Here is a 24,647-nt window from a genome sequence, read left to right as displayed (position 1 = left end):
AGTGCTGCGTTCCGAAAAAGCTGCATCGGAGCTACGAGCCTTCCCCACCTGCAACACACGCCTCCATGATCCCGTCGAGCTCCGCCTTCGAGAGAACGCCGAGCTCGGCGATGAAGACGATGCGGTTCCGCGGCACGCCTGCTGCAGGCGCTTCACCGGGCGCGAGCGTCGCGCGGCCGCCGGCGAATTGAAACACTGTCAGACGCCCGGGCTGCTCGACCGTCTCGAACAGGCCCTTGGCGCGGGCGAGCTTCGGCGCCAGCCGGCCGATGGCCCGCTGTAGGCGCGGCAACGAGATTGGCCGCTCTGAGGTCCAGCTCAGCGTCTCGAAGCGCTCCTCTGCTGGCCGTTTCGGTCCCGGCTCGCGCGGCGCGGGTGCGCGATCGACGCCGGCGGGAAACAGCAGCGCGGTCGGAATCTCGCCGTGTTTCGCATCGACCACCACGGCAGGCACGCGCTGCGCGCGGATGGCTTCGCGCATCCGGACGTCCGTCCCTTCGTCGGCCAGATCCAGCTTGCTCAACGCTACGATATCGGCCGCGCGCAACTGTGCGCGCAGCAGCGCGTCATCCAGGGCAGCCAGCGGTGTCGCCGCGTCCATCACGCAGAGCACCGTCTCCAGCAGCGCCTCACGCAGGATCACCGGGTCCATCAGGTTGCGCACGATGTCGGCAGGATCGGCCACCCCGCTGGTTTCGATGACGATGTAATCAGGCCGCGGATTTCGCCGCAGCAGGGTCGCAAGTGTGCGCAGCAGATCGCCTTCGAGCGAGCAGCAGATGCAGCCGTTGCTGAGGCTCACCACGCCGTCGCTTGCGCCCGCGATCAGCTCCGCATCGATATTGATCGCGCCGAAATCGTTGACCACGGCGGCGATCCGCCGTCCCCCGGCATGCGCCAGCAGGTGGTTCACGACCGTGGTCTTGCCCGCCCCCAGGAAACCCGTCACCAGGAGAATCGGGACCGGCATGTGTCAGCCCTCGACGACGGGCCGGCGCACGGGCCGGCCGGGCCGCGCTGCCACATCCAGAATGCCATCGCTGATCAGCACCTCGCCGCTGACCACGAGATAGCGCACGCCCTCCGAGGGGCGGTTCATCGCCGTGAAAGTCGCGCGGTCGCTGAGCTTCTCGTAGTCGAACACCACGATGTCGGCATCCGCGCCCACCTGAAGCCGGCCCTTGGCACGCATCGCGGGCGTGCTCTGCGACAGGATCTCGGCCGGGATCAGTGCGCATTTGCGCACGCCTTCCAGCAGCGACACGGTTTTACGCTCGCGCACCCATTCGCGGATGAATTTCGTGAAGCAGCCGGCCGAGCGCGGATGCGAGGTGGCGTCGTCCGGCAGCGGCCAGGCGTCGCCAGTGTAGGTGCTGCCGTCGGGCAGCGTCCACGGCATCGCGTCTGACGCGATCGCACCGCCAGGATACAGCACCGACATGTCGAGGAGATCGCGATGATGCGAATTGTTCTCGGTATCGAGGATGTGCCACAGCACCAGCGAGGACGGCTCTTCGGCCTGCGCCTTCAGCAGCTCCTCGCGGCCCTGAAAACGATGGCCGTCGGTCACGCGCTGCACCGAGTCGTAGCCGGTGCCGTTGCGCTCGACGAACTCGGGATCGCTGAAGAAGGCTGCCGCCAGCACGGTTGAACCGGTGCCGTAGGGATAGGCTTCCACCGTGATGGGGAGGCCCTGCGCCTGCGCCTTTGCGATCAGCACGCGGCAACGCTCGACGTCCGTCTTGCTCGACGAATTGAAATGGCAGATGTGCATGTGCGCGCCGGTGGCGCCGGCATAGCCGATCAGGCGGATATAGGCTTCGGCTGCGCTTTCGGGATCGATGCGCGACATGTAGGCGACGTGGGTGAAGGTCGGCACGTCCTGTGCCGCCGCGAGCTGGCAGACTGCGGTCAGCTCCTGCACGCCGGCGCCCGGCGCATAGGCGTTCAAAATGCCGATGCCGATGCCGCCCTCGTTCAGGCCGCGCGCGAGGCGCTCGAGGATGCCGGCGACCTCCGCATCGCTCGCGACGTTATCGATCCAGCGGCGATCGCGCATGGCGTTGCCGAACGCTTCCAGCGAACTTTCCGCATTCGAACCCGTCATCGCGCCGATGCGCGCAAACGCCCAGTTGGCGGCGGCGCCGTAGTTCAGCACGCGTCCCTTCTTGGCCTGGCGCTGATACCAGGACGCGACCGGCAGCACGCCGGCCTCGAGATCGAGCGTCGTTGTCACGCCGTCGAACGCCTGCATACGGTCGGCGGGAAGCGACTGGCCATGCGCATGCAAATCGATGAACCCGGGCGCGACCACGAGCCCGCTGGCGTCGATCACCCGCTCAGCGCCGCCAAGCGAGGAGCCGACCGCGGCGATCCGGCCATCCACCACCGCCACATCGCCGATCGCGTCCGTCCCACTGGCAGGATCCACCACCCGGCCGCCAGAGATCACCAAGCCGCTCATATCGTCACTCCGCAAGCAGATTGCCAAAGCCCCCAAAGGCCGACAGTGGCTCCGAAGGCAGATTCAAGCCGCATAGAGGCAGATTCCGAGGCGAACGACCACCTCCACTGAAGCCGATGCATCATGCTTGAGGGGAAGGTCCGATGCTCGCAGGACGTATATTGGCTGATCAAGCAGCGATGCCGCGGCAACAATTCGGGAGACAGATCGCAGATGCGCGCCCGCGGTCTCGCGGCATGATTTGCCAGTTTGAACATGCAGGCGCGAGCAATCTCGAAACGGCCGAAGACGTGCTCGCACCGGAGATCAAGAAGATCGTTTCCCACAAGGCAGCATAAGACTTTGGTGCACTGTTACCGTAATTCCCCGCCTAATCGAAATGGACCGCGCACCCTACTGTTTGACGAAGTGCGGTCGGGCACTCGCATACGAACTTAGGATTTTTTCCGCACGCCAAGCTGTCGCCTTCCGTCACGAGGCGCGAAATGGCCATGCGACCTGCACCAGGCGTCAAATCAAGGGGCGCGGCCGAGGTCGAGGCATTCCGCAGCACGAAGACAAGCAGCCAACTTACCCGAAATGCGGCCCTGCGAAGATTGAGTCGCTTCCGTGTGGCATCGTCTTCATCGCTCTCCGCTGATGCGCCTCCCGATATTTCCGGAACTGCTCTGGGAGAAACGGCGTCTATCGCGCACATGTAGCGCTCCTGCTTCGTTGGATATGCGCACGATGGGATCCGGTTGTCGCAGAACTTTGCCGATCGCTACCCGGAATTGTCGCGATCTGTCTCAGGGTGCTGCATCTGCATAGGTCACGACAGGTTGGAGCCGGTCTTCGCTGATGACCGCTCCTGTCGGCCACTGTTCAATGACCTTGCTTTCAATGCGGCTTCGCAAATTGCATCAAGTCTTGGCAGTTCATTGAGCTTGCGACAATTTGCGACAAAGACGGCTCACCCGGACGAGGTTCTGCGACAATTCGTGTCCAGGATGTTTCAACCCGGATCCGGATCTGCACAACGGGACAGTTCCTCTCGGAGTAGGCCGGCATCTTGCGGTCCTCACCTGACGCCATGATGCTGTCAGCAAAGCTGTGCCGCAGGATTTGGCTTCGGTCGATCGCACGCGGCCGATACATTCTGTTACACTTTTCCGATGGGCTGGGTGCTGGACATCAGTATGATGCGGAACGGAGCAACGAGATGGACTCGGCACCGCACATCGCCGTCGTGGACGATCATCGCGACATCCGCGATCTGGTCGGCAAATACTTGATGCAGCATGGCTACCGCATCAGCCTCGCGGAGAGCGCCGTGGCACTGCGCCGTTTGCTCGAACGAAGTGCTCTGGACCTGGTGGTTCTCGACATCATGATGCCAGGCGAGGACGGATTGTCGCTCTGCCGCCATCTGCGCAGCACCACAGACCTCCCCGTTATCCTATTGACTGCCATGGCGGAGGAGACCGATCGAATCGTTGGCCTGGAAGTAGGCGCCGATGACTACGTGACCAAGCCATTCAATCCCCGCGAGCTCCTCGCCCGTATCAAGGCGGTTCTTCGACGAGTCCAAAGCCTCCCGCCGCAAAAGGGCCGGCTCGCGACCAAGGTTGTACGTTTCGACCGGTGGACCTTTGACGTCAACCGGCGCGAGTTGGTCGGACATGACGGCGTTGCCGTGCCGCTCAGCACGGCGGAGTTCCGCCTCCTGTGCGCATTTCTCGACCACCCCGGCCTGGTACTCAGCCGCAATCAGCTCCTTGACCTGACGGTCGGCCGAGATGCCGATCCGTTCGACCGGAGCATCGACAATCAGGTCAGCCGCTTGCGCAAGAAGATCGAGGCCGACCCGAAGGTACCAACCTTGATCAAGACTCACTGGGGTGGTGGATACAGCCTCGTCGCGGAGGTCGAGCAACCATGATGAGCTTGTGGACGCGCAGCCTGGCGGCCCGCTTCATCTGTTTCACGCTGCTATCGCTCGTGCTGTCGCAAGCAATCGTGTTCCTCATTTCCTGGGATGAGCATGGGCAGGCGATTCGGAAGGCTGCCAAGGGCGAGATATTCAGCCGGTGCGCCTCGCTCGCCCGGGTCTTGGAAGCGACGCCTCCGGCGCTGCAGACCGATATCCTTAATGCCAGCAACACCAGCTCGGCGAGATATTGGATATCGACCAATGGTCTGAAGGATGCCTTAGCATGGCGGGAGGAAGCATGGGAGCGCTTGGCGCAGCCATTGCCGCGCGTATCCTTTCCCGGCCACAACGTGCCCGCCGAGGTGAGACCGGATTTCGCCCGAAACACTGCCAGCAGTAGCAGCGCCACCTCCTCACATTGGATCGACCTAAAGCCGGAAGCCTGGCCGCTGTCCCGACCAGCGAAGTTTCTTTATCTCGATGACGCCACCGGCATGGGCTTGGCCGTTCAGCTGGCGAACGGCGCGTGGCTGAACACAGCATTTGCCAAACCCGCGCAAGACGGCTTCTGGACCTCCAAATCCACCCTAGCGCTCGGTCTTTCGGCGTTGTCGTTGTCCATCATTGCCGTGTTTGCCGCACGCGGCATTGCGCAACCATTGCGCCGCCTCGCCGTAGCGGCCGAGGCCCTCGGTCGTGGTCAGGAGATCGTACCGCTGCCGGAAACCGGCCCCGACGATATCCGACGGACGGCCGAGGCATTCAATCGCATGCAAGCGCGCCTGCATCGTTTCGTCGGTGATCGCACCAAAATGCTGGCCGCCATCGGCCATGATCTGCGCACACCTCTGACCTCGCTCCGCTTGCGTGCGGAATTCGTACCCGACGAGGACGTCCGCCAGAAAATGCTCGCCACAATTGCGGAGATCCAGACAATGACAGAGGCGACCCTCGCATTCGCTCGCGAAGATGCGGCCGCGGAAAATACCCGGACCGTGGACCTGCCGGCTCTCGTGGAAAGTCTCTGCGACGATCTCGCAGAACTCGGTTATGACGTTTCCTTCTCCGAGGGGCAGAGGATCAGCTACAGCTGTCGACCAGACGCACTCCGCCGCGCGTGCCGAAACCTCGTCGAGAATGCCATCCGTTATGGCGAGCGGGCGCGGGTCAGCGTGGAAAGGCGAGCAGACAGTATCGAAATCATCGTTTCGGACGATGGACCCGGTATTCCTGAGAGCGCCAGAGAGCAGGTTTTTACGCCATTTTTCAGGATGGAGAATTCGCGGAACCGCGAAACCGGAGGCGTGGGTCTCGGTCTGTCCATAGCCCGAACCATTGCCCGCCATCACGGTGGCGATATCAGCTTGATGAACACGCAGAAGGGCCTGCGCGCCGCCATCAGCCTGCCACCGCTGGATGGCTGGCCTCACCCCGTCAACCGTCCGGTCGCGATCGCAGGAGCGAAGGACGTTATCGACGCTCTCGAACCGGAACCGCGCAGCATCTCCGCTTGAAATATGCGGTCGAGATGATGATGGCGCCCAGAACGCCCTGTTGATGTCATTTCGAAAAATCCAGTTCCGGATCGAGCAGATGGCGCGGACCTGCTAACCTGCGGCACGGTCGCGCTTACGCGGCGACTGGGAACTCCGTGATGCGAGCAGGAACATGGCCGGCAAGCACATACTCGAAGGGCTGATAAGGTGGTCTACGCGCGAGCGGTGGGCCGAACGGTTCGAGTGGGTCCTTGAATGTCACCTTGCCCCCACCTGCGAGGAAATCGGCATCGAGATTGCGGATATCGCTTCGGCCATCGGCGAAGACCTGTTCATGAGCACGGTGTGGGCCTGCGCTTTCGAGGACTTCCTGACCCGTGAATTCGACGGCGAGAACGCGACCGATGACTATCTCAAGCGCCGCGGCTGGAAGGAATCCGCATCGGTTCGCAATTACATGGCCGCGCTGCGAAAATCGACGATGAGCCTCTACGAGGTCAGCGACATCGTCCCTGGCACTTCGTTCCTGGCGCGCGACCTGCTCCGCGACGGCGAACCGATCCTGGTCAGCGAGCGGAGCGCGACCCAAAGCCTCAAGCCATGGGACCGCATTGCCGCGCGCGTGGTTGATGTGGGATCGCGGACGCAGATCGGTGGCGGTGTGCTGGGATTCGACCACGAGACATCGGAACTCCTGATCGAGGCCGTTCGGAAGCTGGAGTCGCTCAGCAGCGAGGAAGAGCGAGAATTGGCCGAAGCGAACGGATACGAATTCGACGAGGACGCGTTCTCGGACCTTTCTCCCACCGAGAGGCTGCGCGCAATCGCGCCCATGTTCACCACATTCTGGCTTGTCGACGCGATTGACCGAATTCAGTCGCCGAGAATTCCCGATTTGCGGAACGCCGAGGGGGACGAGGTGATGCTGTGCGAAGCGCGCTTCCCGCTCGCCGCCCGCACCACGGGGCGCGACATCAGAGCGGCTTTGGAAGCACGTCCGGAGTTTCGTGCCACGAGCTCGAAGTCATGGAGCTGGGTTAGCGAAGAAAGAGGCGTAGCCAAGCCGGCCGCCGCCGCATCAGAGCACGATGGGCCATCGCGAGAACCGCTCACCCTCGAAACGTGGTCCGACGAGGGCAGGCTCGTGCTTGGCGACATACGGCTGGAGGACAAGACGTTGGTGCTCAGTGCCAACTCCGAACAGCGCTGCGGCCGCGGATGCGCGCTGCTGTCCGACGCGCTCGGCGGACGCCTGCGCCAGCCCTCGGTCAAGACGGAATCGATCGAACAGATCATGGCGTCGCGAGAACCTGCGATGCCAAACCAGCCCGATATCCCTGCGGAGGAGCAGCGCGCCATTGTCCATGATTACATGGACCGGCACTACCGCGACGTGCTCGATCAACCGGTTCCCGCGCTTGGAGGGCAAACACCGCGTGCCGCGGTCAAGACGGAGGGCGGACGGATCAAGGTGGTTGAGTGGCTCAAGATCATGGAGAACCGGACGGCGAAGCCCGCCGATCCAGATGATCCGATGGCCAGCTACAATTTCGGGTGGCTGTGGACAGAGTTGGGTCTCAGCGAACGGAGGGAGTGAACGAGTCTGACCATGACCGCTGTGCTGGTCGCCGACCCTGGGCTTGCCCGGCTCGCCACGCTATTCCATATTGTCATTTGATTGTCCCTTTATATTGTCCCTTGGCTCGGAACAGAATTTGTCGCTCGGTTAGATCGCTGGCGTTCCCATGGTGAATTCATACAAGGGAGTGGGACGGAACGACCCCTGCCCCTGCGGCAGCGGCAAGAAATTCAAGAAGTGCTGTCTCAACTCACAGGGCTTGAACGAGGCCTCGTCCGGATTACACCCGGTTGATCCGCAGGCGCGGGAACGCGCCCGATCGGCGCTTGAGCAAGCGAAAGAAGCGGCACGAGAATACGATCCATTCACGGAGCCAGACCCGGAGCAGTGGCTCGCGCTGGACGAACAAGAACGGATCGATCTTGTAATCGAGTATCATCGACGTGCGCGGATCCGCTTCCCACGCGAGAAGTTGCATGCCGTTATTCACGCCATCGTCGAGAACCAGATTGCTGATCGTGAACTGCCGGTGCGCGGCACGGCGCAACGGCTTATGTCCGAAGGGCTCGATCGTCACGAAGCCGTTCATGCGATCGGCTCGGTGCTTATCGGATACATCAACGACCTGGTGCGTGGAATCAGATCGGGTGGCGGCGACCTCGATTCGAGGTGCGACCAGGATCCGCATGAGGCTTATTTCGCCGAGCTGGAAGCCTTGACTGCCGAAGGATGGCTTCGGTCCGCGTGACCAGTTGGCGATCGACGCGATCCGGTGCGACTAGACGCAGCACTCATTGCCGCAGGGGAGTTGGTGGTGTCAGCAGAGAGCCCGAACGTTCGGCAGGTGCAAGGGTACTGCAGTCTGTGCATTGCCCGCTGCGGCACCGTCGCAACGGTGACGGATGGTAGATTTGCACGTCTGGACCCCGATCCGACCCACCCTACCGGCGCGGCAATTTGCGCGAAGGGCCGAGCGGCTCCCGAACTGGTCTATCACAAGGACAGGTTGAAGCGACCGCTGCGTCGAACACGGCCGAAAGGCGACTCCGATCCGGGATGGGAGGAAATATCGTGGGATGCAGCGTTCGATCAGATTGCCAGCGCCATGCGGCGCATCGCCGAGCAGCATGGACCTGAAGCGGTGGCGTTCAGTCAATCATCGCCTTCGACGACCGCCATTGCGGATTCTGCTGCCTTTGTTGTCAGGCTGATGAATGCATTCGGCACGCCGAACATGGTGTCGGCGCTGGAGCTGTGCGGCTGGGGACGCGGCTTTGCGACGCGCTACGTCTTCGGCGTCGGCAGCGTTGCGACCGGAAGTGGCGGCGGCGCGATGGCGGACATTGCCGAATCCGGCTGCCTGATCCTGTGGGGGTATAATCCATCGTTTACGCGCATTACGCATGCGACCGCGACGGTCGCGGGCCTGAAGCGCGGAATGAAGTTGATCGTGATCGATCCGCGCAACGTCGGGCTTGCCAACAAGGCCGATGTCTGGCTGCGGGTGCGCCCCGGAACCGACGGCGCGCTCGCGCTGGGTCTGGCCAATATCATGATCGAACGCGGATGGTACGATGAAGCGTTCGTCCGCACATGGAGCAACGGACCTCTTTTGGTGCGTTCCGATACAGATAGGTTGCTCAGGGCGGATGACCTCCTTTATGGCGGTGGCGCAGGACAATTTGTCGCCTGGGATTCAGGATCCAGCCGCGTGGTCAGCTATGATGCGGCGGTTGGCCGCTACGAGGGAGGCGCCGCGACCCTTGCCTTGCGAGGCGAATACACGGTCGCCACCAGGGACGGTCCGACCGCTTGCCGACCGGTCTTCGATCGCTACGCAGCGCTGTGCCGCAAATATTCGCCTGAAATAATTGAATCGACATGCTGGATCACGCGCGACCAATTGCAGGAGGCTGCCCGCACGATCTGGCACGCCCGGCCTGTCTCCTATTATGCCTGGAGCGGGCACGAGCATCACGCCAACAGCACGGAGACGGCGCGGGCGATGGCCATGCTCTATGCTCTGACCGGAAGTTTCGATGTGGCCGGAGGCAATATGCTGTTCCCTGCGGTGCCGGCTGGCTCGATCACCGGGGAGAACTTGCCCGCGGCAAGTCAGCTTGCTCCCGCGGTCGGATTTGCCGAGCGCCCGCTCGGACCGGCCCGCTGGAACCATGTGGCCCCTCGCGACTTTTACCGAGCTGTTCTCGAAAGCAAGCCCTATCCCGTCCGCGGACTCATCGGGTTCGGCGCCAACTTGCTGCTCGCTCACGGCGATCCGGTTCGCGGACGCGCAGCGCTGGCCGCGCTCGATTTCTACGCCCACGCCGACCTGTTCATGACGCCGACGGCGGCGCTTGCGGATATCGTGCTGCCTGTGGCCTCCTGCTTCGAACGCGAATCCCTCAAGATCGGATTCGAAATCAGCGCAGAAGCGCAATCGCACGTTCAGCTCAGGCAGGCCATCGTCGCCCCACCCGGCGAGGCACGGTCCGATACCGACATTGTCTTGGGCCTTGCCGCGCGTCTCGGCCTTGGCGAGCATTTCTGGAACGGCGATGTCGATGCCGCTTACCGGCAGCAACTTGCTCCCAGCGGCATCACCCTCGACGAGCTTCGAGCGCACCCTGCCGGACTACGGAAACCGCTAATCACGCGACATGCCAAGCATGCCGCAAGCGACGACAGCGGAAACGCGCTGGGCTTCGGGACGCCGTCGCGGAAAGTCGAATTCTGGTCGGAAACTTTCCTTGATCACGGCTATTCGGCCATGCCGGATTTTGTCGAACCAACCATGGGCCCGATTGCCCGCCCCGACCTGGCTGCGTCCTTCCCCTTGATCCTGACGTGCGCGAAGCCCAGTCTTTTTTGTCAGACTCAGCAGCGTTCACTGCCGAGCCTGCGCAAGCGCGCACTGGATCCGGAGATCGAGCTGAATCCGGCGACAGCCTCAGCACGCGGAATCAGCAACGGAGATTGGGTTGACGTGCGCACCCCGGCCGGCGGAATGCGAGCCCGGGCGCGCTTCAGTGAAAAGCTCGATCCGCGCGTGGTCGTGGGCGAGCATGGCTGGTGGCAAGGTTGCGATGAACTGGGACTTGGCGATTGCGATCCGTTCGATCCGAACGGCACGAACTTCAACCTGACAATCGACGCCAACGTCCGCGATCCCGTCAGCGGCACGCCGTCGCATCGATCCAATCTTTGCGAAGTTCGGCCGGTACGGGGGTGTTTCACCAGCGCTGCACCGGACAATATCGCAGAATAGCGCGGAACATCCGTAGCGTGGCGCTCCCTAGGGGAATCGAACCCCTGTTTCAGCCTTGAGAGGGCCGCGTCCTAACCGCTAGACGAAGGGAGCGTGAGGGCTACCGAATAGCCTCGAAATTTGTCCGCCGCAAGGACCCGAACCGACGTTTTACGGCTCATTGGCAAATTTCAGCTTTCCGGCCGGCTTCAAGGTCTGGGGGTTGAAAGTGCGGATCTCGGTCACCCCGCCGATCTCGATCGTGATCACCAGGCGGTCCCCGGCCACGCCACTCGAGATGATTTTGGCGCCCTTCGGCAGGGCCACGATGGCGTCGAAGACGGCCTCCGGCGCCCTTCCCTCCGACTTGAAAAGGCGGTAGCCCACCGCGATCAGCACGGCGCAGATTGCCAGCACCGTGGTCAACCCCGCGATCAGCATCATCCGCCGCACCCGCGCAAACAGCGCGGCCTGCTCGGGGCTCGGTTCGGGAACAGCGGTTTCGGTCGTCGTCATGGAAAGCTCGGGTTCAGCGCAGAGGTTGGAGGTCGTGGTCGGCGACGACGAGGGCTCGGTCCGGCTCGACCGCGTGCTGGCGGCGCACCTCGCTGATCTGTCGCGATCAAGGCTGAAGGCCCTGATTCTGGCGGGCGCGGTGAGCCTCAAGGCCGCCGCGGTCCGCGACCCCGCTTATCATGTCGCTTCGGGCGATACGATCACAATCGACGTGCCCGAGGCGGTGCCTGCAGAGCCCAAGGGCGAGGATATCGCGCTCGATATCGTGTTCGAGGACGACGACGTCATCGTCCTCAACAAGCCCAAGGGGCTGGTGGTGCATCCCGCGGCCGGGCACGAGAGCGGCACTATGGTGAACGCGCTGATCGCCCATTGCGGGTCGTCGCTCTCCGGCATCGGCGGGGTGCGCCGGCCCGGCATCGTGCACAGGCTCGACAAGGACACCACCGGGCTGATGGTGGTCGCCAAGAACGACCTCGCGCATGCGTCGCTGACCGCGCAATTTGCCGATCACGGCCGCACCGGGCCGATGCGGCGCGGCTATATGGCCTTCGCCTGGGGCACCCCTGGCCGCCATCGCGGCACCGTGGACGCGCCGATCGACCGTCACCCGCACGCGCGGGAGAAAATGGCGGTGCGCCAGAGCGGCCGCGAGGCGGTGACGCATTGGGAAATCCTGGAGAGTTACGCCGGGCGCGACGGCAAGCCGATCGCCACCCTGCTCGCCTGCGAGCTCGAGACCGGCCGCACCCACCAGATCCGCGTCCATCTCGCCCATATCGGGCACCCCCTGCTGGGCGACGCCGTCTACGGCCCACATTTCAAGACCAAGGCGAACCAGCTGGCGCCTGCGTCGCAGGCGGCCCTGACCGCGCTTGGGCGGCAGGCCCTCCACGCTTATCTGCTGGTATTGGAGCACCCGAGGACCGGAGAACTTCTGCACTGGGAGGCGCCCTTACCGGAGGATTTGCTTCTCCTCCAGGACACTCTGAAAGCGGCGCTATGACGCAGGCCGATTCAGAAAAGCTTTACATTACAAAAAGTTATGGCAGCCACACGGGGACGTGACGTCAGTAATCCTTCCCTAAATGACCCCCCATGGGGTATATTGCGGCTGCGTTGAAATGACCAACGCGGAACATCGCAGCTACGACTGGCTTTAACAAAGTGGTCGTCTGCCTGGCCCGCCGCTATCGGGGGCCTGAACCTGTTTGGAGGGCGCACTATGGCCCGTACCGCTGCACTGCCGGTCCTCAATGGAGAATCCGGCCTTTCCCGTTACCTCGGCGAAATCCGCAAATTCCCGATGCTGGAACCCCAGCAGGAATACATGCTCGCCAAGCGTTGGCGCGAGCATGACGATCGCGACGCCGCGCACCAACTCGTCACCAGCCATCTCCGGCTGGTGGCCAAGATCGCCATGGGCTATCGCGGCTACGGCTTGCCGATCTCCGAGGTCGTCTCGGAAGGCAATGTCGGCCTGATGCAGGCGGTGAAGCGTTTCGAGCCCGAAAAGGGCTTCCGCCTCGCCACCTACGCCATGTGGTGGATCAAGGCGTCGATTCAAGAGTACATCCTGCGTTCGTGGTCGCTCGTGAAGATGGGCACCACCGCGAACCAGAAGAAGCTGTTCTTCAACCTGCGCAAGGCGAAGAGCAAGATTTCCGCGCTGGACGAAGGCGATCTCCGCCCCGACCAGGTGAAGATCATTGCCAAACGTCTCGGCGTCACCGATCAGGACGTGATCGACATGAACCGCCGCCTCGGCGGTGACGCGTCGCTCAACGCACCGATCCGGGACGACGGCGAAGCCGGCGAATGGCAGGACTGGCTGGTCGACAATTCGCCCAACCAGGAAGCCATGCTGGCCGAGCACGAGGAGTATGATCACCGCCGTGACGCCCTCAATGGCGCCATGGGCGTGCTCAACCCGCGCGAACGCCGCATCTTCGAGGCGCGCCGCCTCGCCGATGAGCCGATGACGTTGGAAGACCTTGCCGCCGAGTTCGGCGTGTCGCGCGAACGCGTCCGCCAGATCGAGGTCCGCGCCTTCGAGAAGGTGCAGTCCGCGGTCAAGGGCACGATCGCAAGAGCGGAACAAGCCGCGCTGGAAGCCGCGCACTAAGCGCGGTTTCGCAAGCGCCAGAAGTTGGCGGATCGAAGAGGCAAGAAGCCGGCGGCAACGCCGGCTTTTTTGTTGGGGTAGAGGATCGCGCGAGCTGCTGTCCCTTCTCCCCTTGTGGGAGAAGGTGGCACAGGCGGCCTTCGGCCGCCGTCCTCAAGAGAACGCCGATGCTTCGCATCGGCTATGGCGCCGGATGAGGGGTCTCTCTCCGCGCATTCACCGTAAGAGATCCCTGCGCGGAGAGAACCCCTCACCCGTCTCGCCGCTGCGCGGCGAGCCACCCTCTCCCACAAGGGGCGAGGGTGCAGCGAGTTCGGCGCGGCAGACCTCGCCTTGAACCACGGCTGCCGATCAACCGACCAAAACACATCGGACCGACATCACGAAAGCGGGCAGGCACGCGCCGTGTCGATCATCCTGCAATCCACCGTCGGCGGGTTCTCCGCCCAGTTCATGCGCAACCTGCCGCTGGTCGAGCAGGCGATGCGCGACCACGGGCTCGAGCCGTCGCAGTTCGTCATCTCCAAGGACAACGCCTCGACCGCGACTGTGCCGTTCGTCGGGCCGTTCTTCTACGATTACAGCGTGTTCTTCGGCGACGATCAGTTCACCGTCACCGAGCCGAACGACATGGTGTTCCTGGATTACTTCTTCAAACGCGTGCTCGCCGCCGACGCACCGCCGGAATTGCCGCGGCGGCCGGGCCTGATCCGGCGCCTGTTCGGCTGGATGGCGCAGCCGGTGTGATTGCTTTTTCTCCTCTCCCCTTGTGGGAGAGGATGGATCGCCGCGTAGCGGCGAGACGGGTGAGGGGTCGTATCCGCGAAGACGTCTCTCACTTTGTCATCTGCGGAGCGAACCCCTCATCCGGCGCTTCGCGCCACCTTCTCCCACAAGGGGAGAAGGAACAGAGCCGCCTCACTCCCCCCACATCCTTGCTAGCGTGGCGAGCCAGCAGCCTTCGCAGTAGCGCGCGTCCTTGTAGTCGATCCAATTGTGCGCATAGACGCAGTCGAGCGGAATGCGGTAGCGCGCGCGCAGGACCTGGACGAGGATTTTCCACGCCGCAACCTGCGCCGCGGTCGGACCGGTCGCGACGTCGGGATAGTTGCCGGCGAACTCGACGCCGATCGAATTGTCGCGCACCACCTGGCGATAGGTCGCCTTATTGTCGATGTACTTGTTGTCGTTGCGGTTGGCGCCGTCGCCATGGGTCGGCACCAGGTTTTCCGCGACCGCCCAATAGACGGTGCCGTCAGTCTCGACCCACACCGTGACGCCGCGCCGCGTCGGGCTCTTCGATTGCTCCAGCGCGCCGCCGCGCGCCGAGCCGGCCGGCCCCTCCGTCTGATGCACGATGATATTGCGCCAGGGATGGGCGCTGCGGACCTCGCCCCACGGCGAAAGCCAGACCATTTTCAGGCCGGGAATGTCGGGCGTGCCGGAGGCCTGCGCGATCTTCGCGAGCTCGGCGTCCGTTGCGGCGGCGGCAGCGATCAAAAGGAGGGCGGCGAGAACCGCCGCGAACAGGCGAGACATCATTGTGTGGACCCGATGCGGATCCGAGCCTACAGCATGGTCCGGACAAGTGCGCAGCGGTTTTCCGCGCCAAGTTCAGGCGAATTTGCGCGCGGTCTCGGACAGCTCGGGCGAGAGCGGCGGTGCCGGATCGTAGACGGCAAGGTTGTTCTTGCCGGTCTTCTTGGCGGCATAGAGTGCGTGATCGGCGTGAGCGATCAGGCGGTCAGGCACCTGGCCGATGCTGCGGTCCCATTCGGCCACGCCGATCGAGATCGCGATCGGGATGTCGTTTCCGGTGCAGCCGGCGGCATCCTGGCGGCAGACCTCGAGCACACGGCGGGCGATCGACGCCGCCTCACGCAGGCTAGACGACGGCAGCACGACGCAGAATTCGTCGCCGCCGGTGCGGGCGAGCATGTCGCCGGGCCGCAGCCGCGTCTGCGCCATCAGGGTGAAGTGCCGCAGGCAGGCATCGCCTGCGGCGTGTCCATGGGTGTCGTTGATGGTCTTGAAGCCGTCGAGATCGATCACCAGCAGCGAGAACGCTTCGCCGCTGCGCTCCGAGCGGGCGCATTCCTCGGTGAGGCGCTGCAGCAGATGGCGCCGGTTGGCGACGCCCGTGAGGTCATCGAGCAGCGCGAGATCGGCGACCTCGTTGCGCAGCCGGTCCATCGCCATCAGCAGGAAGCCGAAATTGAGCGTCATCGACAGGAACATGAGCCCCAGCACCATGACGGCGTGGGACTGGCTGCCGGCGATGGATGAGAAGTCGCCCCCAAGCAGATTGCCGACCGTGCGCGCCACGAAGATCGCGATCATGGTGATGATGACGATGCCGGACAGCCGGGCGCCCGGACTGACACGGCCTTCCGGCGGCGACAGCAGCAGAGGCAGCGCCAGCAACAGCGGCAGGGCCTGACCGATCGTGTAGCAGAGCATGCGCAGCGGCATGTGATCGAACACGAACTTGAAGAACACGATGCCGCCGATGCTCAAGGCCGCCGTCGCAATCATGACGCGCCAGGGCACCGGCCGATCGTAGAAGCGCTGGATCCCCACCGCGGCGAAGGAGGTTGCTGCGATGACGCCCGCGCCTCCGATCAGAAGCGGCAGAGGAGATATGACAAACAGGCGGATCAGGGCCGTCATCGCCCCCGCCGCGCCAACGAAGGCCGATGCCATCCAGAACCGCGCGGCTTCGAATTTCGGATAGGAGCGCGTCACGTAGGCCCAGATCAGGCCGAGCGCCAGGAAGTTGACGACGAAAACCGTCCAGAGTGTCGGCACGTTCAGCATCGCGGCCACAGCGCGCGCAGCGTCCCGCCCCCTTCGTTTGGCAGCTGTTCGTCCATCACCCATCCCCGTTTTCTTGCGGGGAAGAATGCGCGGGTTGCGCTTAACGGAGTCTCACTGCGACCCGCGAAAGCTCGGCTTTGGTTTTGATTTCGTGAACGGAGCGTGGCGATTGTCGGATCGTTAGCCATGCCGTCGGCATCGAGTGCGATAGCGTCGCGCACGACGCGAGGCGGATTCGCCGGTGAAAATCAGCCGAAAATGCATCTGAGCTGTGGATAACGTAATGACGGGGATGTGACAGCGCGGGGCAGGCGGGCGCGAATCTGCTGAGTTTGTCGTCGAGGATGTTGCGAGGCTGGCCCTCCGCCGAGCATCCCTCGTGTCGCGTTCCCACCATTAACCTTGAGAGGATACTATGGCTAAGAAAGCGAAGAAGGCGAAGAAGGCGAAGGCGAAAAAGGCCAAGAAGGCGAAGAAGAAGTAACGCAGCTTCTTTTTCTTTGCCCGGGTGGAGCCTCGCTCCGCCCGGGCGTCGGGTAAGCTTGAGATTGAAGTTGGCGGGCGCGAGGCCCGCTTTTTGTTGGGCGCGCTCGGCTGCTGCTCCTCCCTCTCCCCGTTCTTACGGGGCCGCGACGAGCTTTGCTCGCGCTGAGAGGGTTGGGGTGAGGGGCTTCTCTCATGAGATCGACGATAGACCTGTACCCCCTCACCCGGATCGCAAGAGCGATCCGACCTCTCCCCGCAAGCGGGGCGAGGTGAAGAGGAGATCGCCTAGCTCCTCTACCTTTCCGCGAACGCCAGCCTGGCGCCGAGCGCCGCGAAGCCCGCAGCGAAACTTCGGCGCAGCCACGACATGACACGGGGACGGGAGATGACGCGCTCGCGCACCGACGCGGCACAGAGGCCGTAGACGACGAACACCGCAAACGTCATCGCCATGAAGACGCCGCTCAATTCCAGCATCCGCGCCAGCGCGTGCGCCTCGTCCACCGCGATGAACTGCGGCAGGAACGCCAGGAAAAAGATCGAGAGTTTTGGATTGAGGATGTTGATCAGGAAGCCGGTCACGATGACGCGGCCGTTCGAGCGTTCCCTGATCTCGCCGTCGACTGCCAGCGCCCCGGTCTCGCGCAGCGCCTGCCAGGACATGTAGAGCAGGTAGGCGACGCCGCACCATTTCAGCGCGGCAAACGCGAGCGCGCTGGTATGGAGCACGGCAGCAAGCCCGAGCATTGCCGCCATCATGTGCGGCACGATCCCGAGCGTGCAGCCGAAGGCGGCGGCGACGCTGGCCCGCGAACCGCGCGTCAGTGCAGCGGCCAGCGTGTAGAGCACGCCGGTGCCGGGCGAGGCGACCACGATGAGCGACGTGAGCAGGAACGACCAGGACATCTCTGTCCCTATCATCCCTGCGGCGTTACGCCAACTGCGCGATCTCGGCCTCGCGCAGGACGTCGAGCGGCGCCCAGGGTTTGGGCCAGAACTTGGCACCGTCCGGCAAGGCCTGCATCAGCGGGCGGCCGGAGGTGACGACGACCTCGAGCCTCGGATACCGGCCCTTGGCGACGTGCGCAAGCTCGACTCCGGTCATGCGGCCGGCGAGATGGACGTCGGTCAGCATCAGGCAGAGCGCGCCGCCACTCTTCTCAAGCACGCGCTCGGCCGCCTCGGCACTCTCACACTGGATAACTTTGTAGCCGCTCTCTTCGAGCAAGAGACACAGCATCTCGCGCTGCATGACATCGTCTTCGACTATCAACGCGGTCGCCTGATATGGCTGTGCCTGTCCCATTGGCCGCTCCCAGAATGCTCTTGTTGGCCCCGCAACATGTTAAGGGCGCAAGCCGCGATATGGTTCGGTTCAAATCTAAAAAATGGACATGAGACCGCGCGTGGGCGGCAAGCCGGCGTCTCACGGACATGCCGTCACTGACCCATCAGCCGATCGGCAAAATATCCGATCGTCTTGCGGTAGATCAGCGCTCTGTTCCATTCGCGCATGGCCTCGAAATTGGCGGTGCCTTCGCCGTAGGGCTGGCCCATCTTGAAGCCGCTGGTGTGCAGCAGGTTCGCGGTCGAGGCCAGCACATCCGGCACGCTGTGGCGGAGGTCGACGCGGCCGTCGCCGTCGAAATCGACGCCGTACTTGACGTAGGACGACGGCAGGAACTGGGTCTGGCCGATCTCGCCGGCATAGGCGCCGATGAGGTCGCGCAGCGGCAGGTCGCCGCGCTGCACGATCTTGAGCGCGGCAAGCAGTTCGCCCTGGAACAGCTCGGTGCGGCGGCAGTCATGCGCGAGCGTCGCCAGCGTGCGGATCACAGGCAGCTTGCCGATGTCGCCCTTGCCGAAATCGCTCTCCAGTCCCCAGATCGCGACCAGGATGTAGCGCGGCACGCCGTACTGCTGCTCGATGCGCGAGAGCAGCGCGGCATGGCGTTGCAATAGCGCGCGGCCGCCATTGATGCGGCCCGCACCGACGCGGGTCGAGACATATTGCTCGAAGCTCTTGTTGAAGGTGTAGCGCTGGCGCCGGTCGAAGGCGAGCACGGCGCCGTCCTGAGCAATGCCACTGAACGCCGCGCTGGTCACGCTTGCAGAGACGCCGGCAGCCTGCGCCTCCGAGGTCATGCCGGCGACAAAGCTATTGAAGTCACCGCCGCAACGCGCGGCCTCGGCCGAGCCGCCGGCCAGATAAACGACGAAGGCGGCGGCGAGGGCAAATCTCAACATGCGGGAAAATCCTCTGGGACTATGCGCGGAAGGCAGCGCGCAATCATGCCCGGGAATAGGATTCTCGTCAAAGCGGCAAGACCTCGCCACACGACTGATGCCCGCCGGCGAGATCAACCGGCGCGTGGAGCTGGTGGCGCCGTGAAGGCAAGGACAGCGCGAGCTTGATGCCGTCGATATCGCGGCGCGTGCAACACGAGATAAGTAGCCGCGCACTCCTCTCTGGTCATTCCGGGGCGCAACGCGAGCTGTGATGCGCGATTGCGCATCTGAGAATCCATCGGGCTGTAGTGTTGGTGGCGCAATGGATTCTCAGATGCGCAATCGCGCATCACAACTCGCGACGTTGTCGCGCTCCGGAATGACAATCCGTATGGAACCCACGACGCATAACTGATGCGCTCGCCGCGACACCACGAAGATTTGCCTTGCCGCCGCAGAGCGCAAGCGATATAATTCTATTTTAGGTTGTCGCCCTGCCAGCCCCGGGCGGTGCTGAAGACCAAAATAAACGGCGGGCTTTCTCGGCCCGCCGTTTATTGCGGAAGGGGCGGATTGGGCCATACGAGCCGTCTGATGCGAGCCGCCTGACGCTTCCATCCGGCAAACGGCTTTCGGCGGTGGATTGTGCGGGGGTTCGTGGCCTCAGGCCCGGCGTTGACGCCTGCCACCGCCGAAGCCATTTGACTGTGGCACTCATATCGACGACAAGCCGGCCATGGCCAAGAAACCTGGAACCAATCCCAAGGGCGAATTCGCCTTTTTCAACGTCGTCTATGAAGACGGCTCCCAACGCTCGAACCGGCGCGTACCTGCCGATATCCTGGGCGGCCTCGACGGCGACGAGCCCGCGCGCGGGCACATCATGGAGCAGGACCGCGAAATCGCGGAGAAATCCGGCAACACGCCGCTCGCGATCAAGAGCATAGAACGGGTCGGCGCGAAGAAGAAATAGGCTCGCCCGCGAGACACGAGAAGCGTCATCAGCACAAACAAACGGCGGGCTCTGGCCCGCCGCTTTCATTGAGATGGATGCCCGGGTCAGGCCCGGGCACAACGATCCGAATTAGTTATCAAGGAAGCTCCGCAGCTTCCTTGACCTTGACGGATGCTTCAGCTTCCGCAGCGCCTTCGCCTCGATCTGACGGATGCGTTCGCGGGTGACCGAGAACTGCTGGCCGACTTCTTCCAGCGTGTGGTCGGTGTTCATGCCGATGCCGAAGCGCATGCGCAGCACGCGCTCTTCGCGCGGGGTGAGCGAGGCCAGCACGCGCGTGGTGGTCTCGCGCAGGTTCGACTGGATCGCGGCGTCGATCGGGAGGATCGCGTTCTTGTCCTCGATGAAATCGCCGAGGTGTGAATCCTCTTCGTCACCGACGGGCGTCTCCAGCGACAACGGCTCCTTGGCGATCTTGAGGACCTTGCGCACCTTCTCGAGCGGCATGCCGAGCTTTTCGGCGAGCTCTTCCGGGGTCGGCTCGCGGCCGATCTCGTTGAGCATCTGGCGCGAGGTGCGCACGATCTTGTTGATCGTCTCGATCATGTGCACGGGGATGCGGATGGTGCGCGCCTGGTCGGCGATCGAGCGGGTGATCGCCTGCCGGATCCACCATGTGGCGTAAGTCGAGAACTTGTAGCCGCGGCGGTACTCGAACTTGTCGACCGCCTTCATAAGGCCGATGTTGCCTTCCTGGATCAGGTCGAGGAACTGCAGGCCGCGGTTGGTGTACTTCTTGGCAATCGAGATCACGAGGCGGAGGTTGGCTTCCACCATCTCCTTCTTGGCCTGGCGGGCTTCGCGCTCGCCCTTCTGCACGGAGTGCACGATCTTGCGGAACTCGACGATCTCGAGGCCGGTGAGCGCAGCCAGCTGATGCACCTCGTGGCGAAGGTCCTTGATGCGGTCCTTCTCGTGGTGGACGAAATTCTTCCAGCCCTTGGCCGAAAGCTTCGAGACACGGTTGAGCCAGCGCGGATCGAGCTCCGAGCCGGTGTAGTTGCGCAGGAAGTCCTCGCGCGCGACGCCATGGCTGTCGGCAAGGCGCATCAGGCGGCCCTCGTGCGAGACGAGGCGCTTGTTGATGTCGTAGAGCTGCTCGACGAGGCTGTCGATACGGGCCTGGTTCAGGCGCAGCGACTTCACCTCGACGATGATCTCGTCCTTCAGCTTCTTGTACTTGCGCTCCTGGTGCGGCGAGAGCGACTCGTTCTGGAGCTGGTTCTGGATGTCCTGCTCCTGAAGCTTGCGCAGCTTCTTGTAGCTGTCGGCGATCTTGTCGAAGATCTCGACGACCTTCGGCTTGAGCTCGGCCTCGATGGCCGCGAGCGACATCTGGTTCTCGAACTCGTCGTCGTCCATGTCGGACTCGGCGGCAGACTCGGCCGGATCCTTTTCCTCGCCACCTGGCACGCCACCTGCGGCAGGCTGCGCGGGACGGAACGGGGTTGGCGCCGGGGGCGCGGCAGGCGGCGCAACATGCGCCGGCGCACCGACTGCGGCCGCGGCGGGCTGACCGCCTTCGGCCGGCGCTTCGCCGTTCTCGCCGGTGGGCGCGGCGATCATCGCGGTGTTCATGCCGGCCTTGGCGTCGGGCCCGGCATAGGTCGCTTCGAGATCGATGATGTCGCGGAGGAAGATCTTGCCTTCGTTGAGCTCGTCGCGCCAGATGATGATGGCCTGGAAGGTCAGCGGGCTTTCGCACAGCCCCGCAATCATCGCCTCGCGGCCGGCCTCGATGCGCTTGGCAATCGCGATTTCGCCTTCGCGCGACAGCAGTTCGACCGTGCCCATCTCGCGCAGATACATGCGCACGGGATCGTCGGTGCGCTCGCCCGGCTCGCTCTTCTTGACCTCGGTGACGGCCTTCTGGGTGACCTCGACGAGCTCGTTGTCGGTCTCGTCCTCGCCGCCCTCGTCCTTGTCCTCCTCGCCTTCGCTATCGTCGGCTTCGGTGACATTGATGCCCATGTCCGAGAGCATGGACATGATGTCCTCAATCTGCTCGGGCGAGGTCTGGTCGGACGGCAAAACTTCGTTGAGCTGATCGAAGGTCACGAAGCCGCGCTTCTTGGCCTGCTTGATCATCTTCTTCACTGCCGCGTCGGACAGATCGAGCAACGGCGAGGGCGCGTCCTGGGAATCCTTCTCCGGAGCATCCGCTGCCTTGTCGTCTTTTTCCTTGTCCTTCGCCTGCAGCGTCTTTGCCTTGGTGGCCATCCATTGCTCCTAAACGCGTTTCAAACAGACGTTCGCCGCGCCCGCCCGAAATCACTTGAACCTGTTGTTCGACGCTCTCGCTTCGTCAGATCGCGACACGGAAAAGGCGGCGCGCATAACTCTCGCCACCCCGACCGTTCTCTCGCCGGATTTGCCTAACGCTTCGTGAGCCTCTTTGTCGCAGCGGATGCAGGTGAAGTGCCAACAGCGATTGCGCCGATTCATTCCTGACGCGTCTGTTCTGCCTGCGGCCGCCTGGGGCCCAAAGTGCTACAAGACCGTTAAGCCTCGATTAACCCTGTTTTTGCCGCCAAACCTTGGATTTGGCGAGTCTTTTAGCGGTTCCGGCTGAAGCCGTCCGCATGATTCTTTCATCACACGCTCTTCTGGAGCCGGCCCGACAGCTCGCCAAAGCCCTCAATCAGGGCCTCGGTGCCGTCGACTTCGCCTATCCGAGCCTTGACGTCACGCAACCACGCCATGTTGGCCTCGCTGGGATCCTCCCCCAAGGCCAGCTCGGCGTCTTTCAGCTCTCTAAGTAGTGAATGCCACTGCCGATGCAAGGCAACGAGCTGATGCCAAGTGGAGAGAACGTCGTCCCGCGCCGCGCCTTTGCGGGCCCCCCACACCGCCTGGGTCGTGATGCCATTCTCAACCCTTTGAAGAAGCTGAGAAAACCCGTCCTTTTCGATGTCGGAGCGCATTTTCTCGGCCTGCTCGGACGGATCGAGGCTGTGGTGGTGGTCGTTGGCGAAGGCGGCGATGATGCCGGCCCGCAGCTTGTGGGCCTCAGGGTGGGCCAGCTCCAGGGCGGCCACCTCCTCCAGATGCTCGTGCAGGAGCCAGGGGTGGTTGATCAGGATTTGCAGGATCAGGGCTTCGCGGCGGGAAATGGCGCTGCGTTGCCCGCGCATGATCGGGCTGGCGGCAAGTTGCGGGCTCGCCGCCTGATAGGGCCCCGACGGAAGCGAGAGCGGGACTGGCCCGCCGCGGCGCCCCTGGCCCCCGAATCGATTCGCCTGTCCGCCGCCGCGGGGTTGGAACGGGCGGCCCGGGCTGCCGGAGCGGAAATTGCCCCGGCCGGCAAAGCCGCCGCGGCCGCCCTCCGGCGCAAAGGTGCGCTGCAGCCGCTCAGCGAGATCCTGGCGATAATACCGCCGCACCACCTCGTCGCGGATGCCGTTGGAGAGCTCCTTGATGCGCGCCTCCAGCGCGGCGCGGCGCTCGGGGGTGGCGAAGTTGCCGCCTTCGAGCTCGCGCGACCAGATCATGTCGGCGAGCGGACGCGCGGCCGCGATCACCTCCTCGACCGCGCCACGGCCGCCGGAGCGGACGAGATCGTCGGGGTCCTGCCCTTCGGGCAACAGCGCAAAGCGCAGGCTCTTGCCCGGGCTCAGGAACGGCAAGGCAAGGTCCGCAGCGCGATAAGCCGCCTTCTGCCCGGCCTTGTCGCCGTCGAAGCAGAGGATCGGCTCGTCCGCCATCTTCCAGAGCAGCGCGAGCTGGCTTTCGGTCAGCGCCGTGCCGAGCGGCGCGACGGTGCCGGAGAAGCCCGCCGTGACCATCGCGATGACGTCGACATAGCCTTCGACGACGACGAGCGGCGCGCCATTGTGGGAGGCGGCCCGTGCGGTCTGGTGATTGTAGAGGTTATCGCCCTTGTGGAAGAGCGGCGTCTCCGGCGAGTTCAGATATTTTGCCGCAACGTCCTTCTCCAGCGCGCGGCCGCCGAAGGCGATGACGCGGCCGCGCAAGTCAGTGATCGGAAACATCACGCGGTCGCGGAAGCGATCGTAGGGCACAGGGATGTCGTTGCCTGCGACTAGCAGGCCAGTCTCGATCATGTCCTCGACGGAGACGCCGAGCTTGCCGAGATGCTCCTTCAGCGCGAAACGCTCGGGCGGCGGCGGCGCATAACCGATGCGGAACTGCAATTGCGTCGCCGGCGAGATCGCGCGGTCGGCAAGATAGCCGCGCGCCTTGGCGCCGAGCCGCGAGGCCAGCGTCTCGGCGAAGAACTTGGCGGCAAGATCCATGACGTCATGCAGCGACTTGCGCCGCTGCTCATGCCGCGCCGCATCCGGCGTCACCGCCGGCAGCGGCAGCCCCGCCATGCTCGCGAGCCGCTCTACGGCCTCGGCGAACGGCAGGCCGTCGGTCTCCATCACGAAGGTGATGATATCGCCGTGCTTGCCGGAGGAGAAGTCGTGGTAAAATCCCTTCTGGTCGTTGACGTAGAAGGATGGCGTCTTCTCCTGCTGGAACGGCGACAGCCCCTTCCACTCCCGCCCCGCCTTCTTCAGCTTGACGCGCTTGCCCACGACTTCGGAAACCGAAAGCCGGGCACGCAGCTCGTCGAGGAATTGGGGCGTGAAGCGCATAGGGTGAGTCTAGCGGACCGGCTGAGTCGGGGCGAACGGTTAGACATATAGGAAGCGCGCCCTGAAAAGTCAGGAATGTCAGCCTTGTCCGAGTTATTCGACCTGTGCACAGCCGCGTCATTCCGGGGCGATGCGAAGCGTCGAGCTATGATGCGCAATT

19 protein-coding genes, 1 tRNA gene and 1 pseudogene are annotated in these 24,647 nt (G+C 63.7%); 10 read left to right on the top strand and 11 right to left on the bottom strand.

Going from position 1 to position 24,647, the window contains the following annotated elements; all coding sequences use genetic code 11:
• Positions 1 to 31: 31 nt before the first annotated feature.
• Positions 32 to 970 (bottom strand): CobW family GTP-binding protein, encoded by a 939-nt coding sequence (locus FXV83_RS24500; RefSeq protein ID WP_148741976.1) that lies wholly within the window; start codon positions 968 to 970, stop codon positions 32 to 34.
• A 3-nt stretch (positions 971 to 973) separates the two neighbouring features.
• Positions 974 to 2,479 carry an amidohydrolase family protein gene (locus FXV83_RS24495; protein WP_187436125.1) on the bottom strand — a complete coding sequence of 502 codons (1,506 nt, stop codon included), beginning with the start codon at positions 2,477 to 2,479 and terminating at the stop codon, positions 974 to 976.
• A 128-nt stretch (positions 2,480 to 2,607) separates the two neighbouring features.
• On the opposite strand from FXV83_RS24495, the gene FXV83_RS42960 reads away from it, so the two are divergent.
• The 6 genes and pseudogenes from FXV83_RS42960 to FXV83_RS24470 all read left to right on the top strand — a co-directional run bounded on the left by FXV83_RS42960 (position 2,608) and on the right by FXV83_RS24470 (position 10,719).
• Positions 2,608 to 2,802, top strand: coding sequence for a hypothetical protein (locus FXV83_RS42960; protein WP_187436124.1), 195 nt, complete (start codon positions 2,608 to 2,610; stop codon positions 2,800 to 2,802).
• A gap of 863 nt (positions 2,803 to 3,665) precedes the next feature.
• A complete protein-coding gene (locus FXV83_RS24490; protein ID WP_148741974.1) occupies positions 3,666 to 4,385 on the top strand; it encodes a response regulator in 720 nt (239 codons plus the stop codon).
• Positions 4,382 to 5,890 (top strand): sensor histidine kinase, encoded by a 1,509-nt coding sequence (locus FXV83_RS24485; protein WP_148741972.1) that lies wholly within the window; start codon positions 4,382 to 4,384, stop codon positions 5,888 to 5,890. Before FXV83_RS24490 ends, FXV83_RS24485 begins: the two co-directional genes overlap by 4 nt.
• Before the next feature lie 154 nt (positions 5,891 to 6,044).
• Positions 6,045 to 7,469 carry a DUF7986 domain-containing protein gene (locus tag FXV83_RS24480; RefSeq protein ID WP_148741970.1) on the top strand — a complete coding sequence of 475 codons (1,425 nt, stop codon included), beginning with the start codon at positions 6,045 to 6,047 and terminating at the stop codon, positions 7,467 to 7,469.
• A 160-nt stretch (positions 7,470 to 7,629) separates the two neighbouring features.
• Positions 7,630 to 7,704 (top strand): annotated as a pseudogene (locus FXV83_RS45480) (SEC-C metal-binding domain-containing protein); the annotation flags it as partial.
• Between the two features lie 519 nt (positions 7,705 to 8,223).
• A complete protein-coding gene (locus tag FXV83_RS24470) occupies positions 8,224 to 10,719 on the top strand; it encodes a molybdopterin-containing oxidoreductase family protein (RefSeq protein WP_347341081.1) in 2,496 nt (831 codons plus the stop codon).
• An 18-nt stretch (positions 10,720 to 10,737) separates the two neighbouring features.
• Here the strand turns inward: FXV83_RS24470 and FXV83_RS24465 are convergent.
• Both FXV83_RS24465 and FXV83_RS24460 read right to left on the bottom strand, forming a co-directional pair.
• Positions 10,738 to 10,812: transfer RNA gene (locus FXV83_RS24465), tRNA-Glu, on the bottom strand.
• A gap of 57 nt (positions 10,813 to 10,869) precedes the next feature.
• Positions 10,870 to 11,214: a hypothetical protein gene (locus FXV83_RS24460; RefSeq protein ID WP_148741966.1), complete on the bottom strand. Its 345-nt coding sequence runs from the start codon at positions 11,212 to 11,214 to the stop codon at positions 10,870 to 10,872.
• Between FXV83_RS24460 and FXV83_RS24455 the strand changes: the two genes are divergently transcribed.
• The 3 genes from FXV83_RS24455 (at position 11,213) to FXV83_RS24445 (ending at position 14,086) form a co-directional block, all read left to right on the top strand.
• Entirely contained in the window at positions 11,213 to 12,220 is a 1,008-nt protein-coding gene (locus FXV83_RS24455) for an RluA family pseudouridine synthase (protein ID WP_148741964.1), read from the top strand. The genes FXV83_RS24460 and FXV83_RS24455 overlap by 2 nt on opposite strands.
• Before the next feature lie 219 nt (positions 12,221 to 12,439).
• Positions 12,440 to 13,339: an RNA polymerase sigma factor RpoH gene (gene rpoH, locus FXV83_RS24450; RefSeq protein ID WP_148741962.1), complete on the top strand. Its 900-nt coding sequence runs from the start codon at positions 12,440 to 12,442 to the stop codon at positions 13,337 to 13,339.
• Positions 13,340 to 13,744: 405 nt separating this feature from the next.
• Positions 13,745 to 14,086, top strand: a complete 342-nt coding sequence (locus FXV83_RS24445; protein ID WP_148741960.1) for a hypothetical protein — start codon at positions 13,745 to 13,747, stop codon at positions 14,084 to 14,086.
• A 171-nt stretch (positions 14,087 to 14,257) separates the two neighbouring features.
• Here the strand turns inward: FXV83_RS24445 and FXV83_RS24440 are convergent, their stop codons facing one another.
• The 5 genes from FXV83_RS24440 to FXV83_RS24420 form a co-directional block, all read right to left on the bottom strand.
• Positions 14,258 to 14,881 carry a peptidoglycan recognition protein family protein gene (locus FXV83_RS24440; protein WP_148741958.1) on the bottom strand — a complete coding sequence of 208 codons (624 nt, stop codon included), beginning with the start codon at positions 14,879 to 14,881 and terminating at the stop codon, positions 14,258 to 14,260.
• 72 nt (positions 14,882 to 14,953) lie between these two features.
• A complete protein-coding gene (locus tag FXV83_RS24435) occupies positions 14,954 to 16,156 on the bottom strand; it encodes a GGDEF domain-containing protein (RefSeq protein ID WP_187436129.1) in 1,203 nt (400 codons plus the stop codon).
• 780 nt (positions 16,157 to 16,936) lie between these two features.
• Positions 16,937 to 17,548: a LysE family translocator gene (locus FXV83_RS24430; RefSeq protein WP_148741956.1), complete on the bottom strand. Its 612-nt coding sequence runs from the start codon at positions 17,546 to 17,548 to the stop codon at positions 16,937 to 16,939.
• Between the two features lie 25 nt (positions 17,549 to 17,573).
• Complete coding sequence (locus FXV83_RS24425) at positions 17,574 to 17,948, bottom strand: response regulator (protein ID WP_148741954.1); 375 nt, start codon at positions 17,946 to 17,948, stop codon at positions 17,574 to 17,576.
• A gap of 134 nt (positions 17,949 to 18,082) precedes the next feature.
• Positions 18,083 to 18,889, bottom strand: a complete 807-nt coding sequence (locus FXV83_RS24420) for a lytic murein transglycosylase (protein ID WP_148741952.1) — start codon at positions 18,887 to 18,889, stop codon at positions 18,083 to 18,085.
• Positions 18,890 to 19,607: 718 nt separating this feature from the next.
• On the opposite strand from FXV83_RS24420, the gene FXV83_RS24415 reads away from it, so the two are divergent.
• Positions 19,608 to 19,844: a hypothetical protein gene (locus tag FXV83_RS24415; protein ID WP_148741950.1), complete on the top strand. Its 237-nt coding sequence runs from the start codon at positions 19,608 to 19,610 to the stop codon at positions 19,842 to 19,844.
• Positions 19,845 to 19,955: 111 nt separating this feature from the next.
• On the opposite strand, the gene rpoD is transcribed toward FXV83_RS24415, so the two are convergent.
• A complete protein-coding gene (rpoD, locus tag FXV83_RS24410) occupies positions 19,956 to 22,106 on the bottom strand; it encodes an RNA polymerase sigma factor RpoD (RefSeq protein WP_148741948.1) in 2,151 nt (716 codons plus the stop codon).
• A gap of 374 nt (positions 22,107 to 22,480) precedes the next feature.
• Positions 22,481 to 24,487: a DNA primase gene (gene dnaG, locus FXV83_RS24405; RefSeq protein WP_148741946.1), complete on the bottom strand. Its 2,007-nt coding sequence runs from the start codon at positions 24,485 to 24,487 to the stop codon at positions 22,481 to 22,483.
• Between the last annotated feature and the right edge of the window lie 160 nt (positions 24,488 to 24,647).

This window comes from Bradyrhizobium hipponense, assembly GCF_008123965.1.
GTDB lineage: Bacteria > Pseudomonadota > Alphaproteobacteria > Rhizobiales > Xanthobacteraceae > Bradyrhizobium > Bradyrhizobium hipponense.
The sequence above is the reverse complement of the archived record's forward strand: the minus strand, read 5'-3'. Positions and strand labels throughout refer to the sequence as shown.

Bases quoted from the DNA above. Each gene is read 5' to 3' on its own strand.
- FXV83_RS42960 (WP_187436124.1), top strand. From the start codon at position 2,608: ATGCTCGCAGGACGTATATTGGCTGATCAAGCAGCGATGCCGCGGCAA.
- FXV83_RS24435 (WP_187436129.1), bottom strand. From the start codon at position 16,156: ATGCTGAACGTGCCGACACTCTGGACGGTTTTCGTCGTCAACTTCCTG.
- FXV83_RS24440 (WP_148741958.1), bottom strand. From the start codon at position 14,881: ATGATGTCTCGCCTGTTCGCGGCGGTTCTCGCCGCCCTCCTTTTGATC.
- rpoH (WP_148741962.1), top strand. From the start codon at position 12,440: ATGGCCCGTACCGCTGCACTGCCGGTCCTCAATGGAGAATCCGGCCTT.
- FXV83_RS24420 (WP_148741952.1), bottom strand. From the start codon at position 18,889: ATGTTGAGATTTGCCCTCGCCGCCGCCTTCGTCGTTTATCTGGCCGGC.
- FXV83_RS24490 (WP_148741974.1), top strand. From the start codon at position 3,666: ATGGACTCGGCACCGCACATCGCCGTCGTGGACGATCATCGCGACATC.
- FXV83_RS24500 (WP_148741976.1), bottom strand. From the start codon at position 970: ATGCCGGTCCCGATTCTCCTGGTGACGGGTTTCCTGGGGGCGGGCAAG.
- dnaG (WP_148741946.1), bottom strand. From the start codon at position 24,487: ATGCGCTTCACGCCCCAATTCCTCGACGAGCTGCGTGCCCGGCTTTCG.
- FXV83_RS24455 (WP_148741964.1), top strand. From the start codon at position 11,213: ATGGAAAGCTCGGGTTCAGCGCAGAGGTTGGAGGTCGTGGTCGGCGAC.
- rpoD (WP_148741948.1), bottom strand. From the start codon at position 22,106: ATGGCCACCAAGGCAAAGACGCTGCAGGCGAAGGACAAGGAAAAAGAC.
- FXV83_RS24425 (WP_148741954.1), bottom strand. From the start codon at position 17,948: ATGGGACAGGCACAGCCATATCAGGCGACCGCGTTGATAGTCGAAGAC.
- FXV83_RS24430 (WP_148741956.1), bottom strand. From the start codon at position 17,548: ATGTCCTGGTCGTTCCTGCTCACGTCGCTCATCGTGGTCGCCTCGCCC.
- FXV83_RS24460 (WP_148741966.1), bottom strand. From the start codon at position 11,214: ATGACGACGACCGAAACCGCTGTTCCCGAACCGAGCCCCGAGCAGGCC.
- FXV83_RS24480 (WP_148741970.1), top strand. From the start codon at position 6,045: ATGGCCGGCAAGCACATACTCGAAGGGCTGATAAGGTGGTCTACGCGC.
- FXV83_RS24415 (WP_148741950.1), top strand. From the start codon at position 19,608: ATGGCCAAGAAACCTGGAACCAATCCCAAGGGCGAATTCGCCTTTTTC.
- FXV83_RS24485 (WP_148741972.1), top strand. From the start codon at position 4,382: ATGATGAGCTTGTGGACGCGCAGCCTGGCGGCCCGCTTCATCTGTTTC.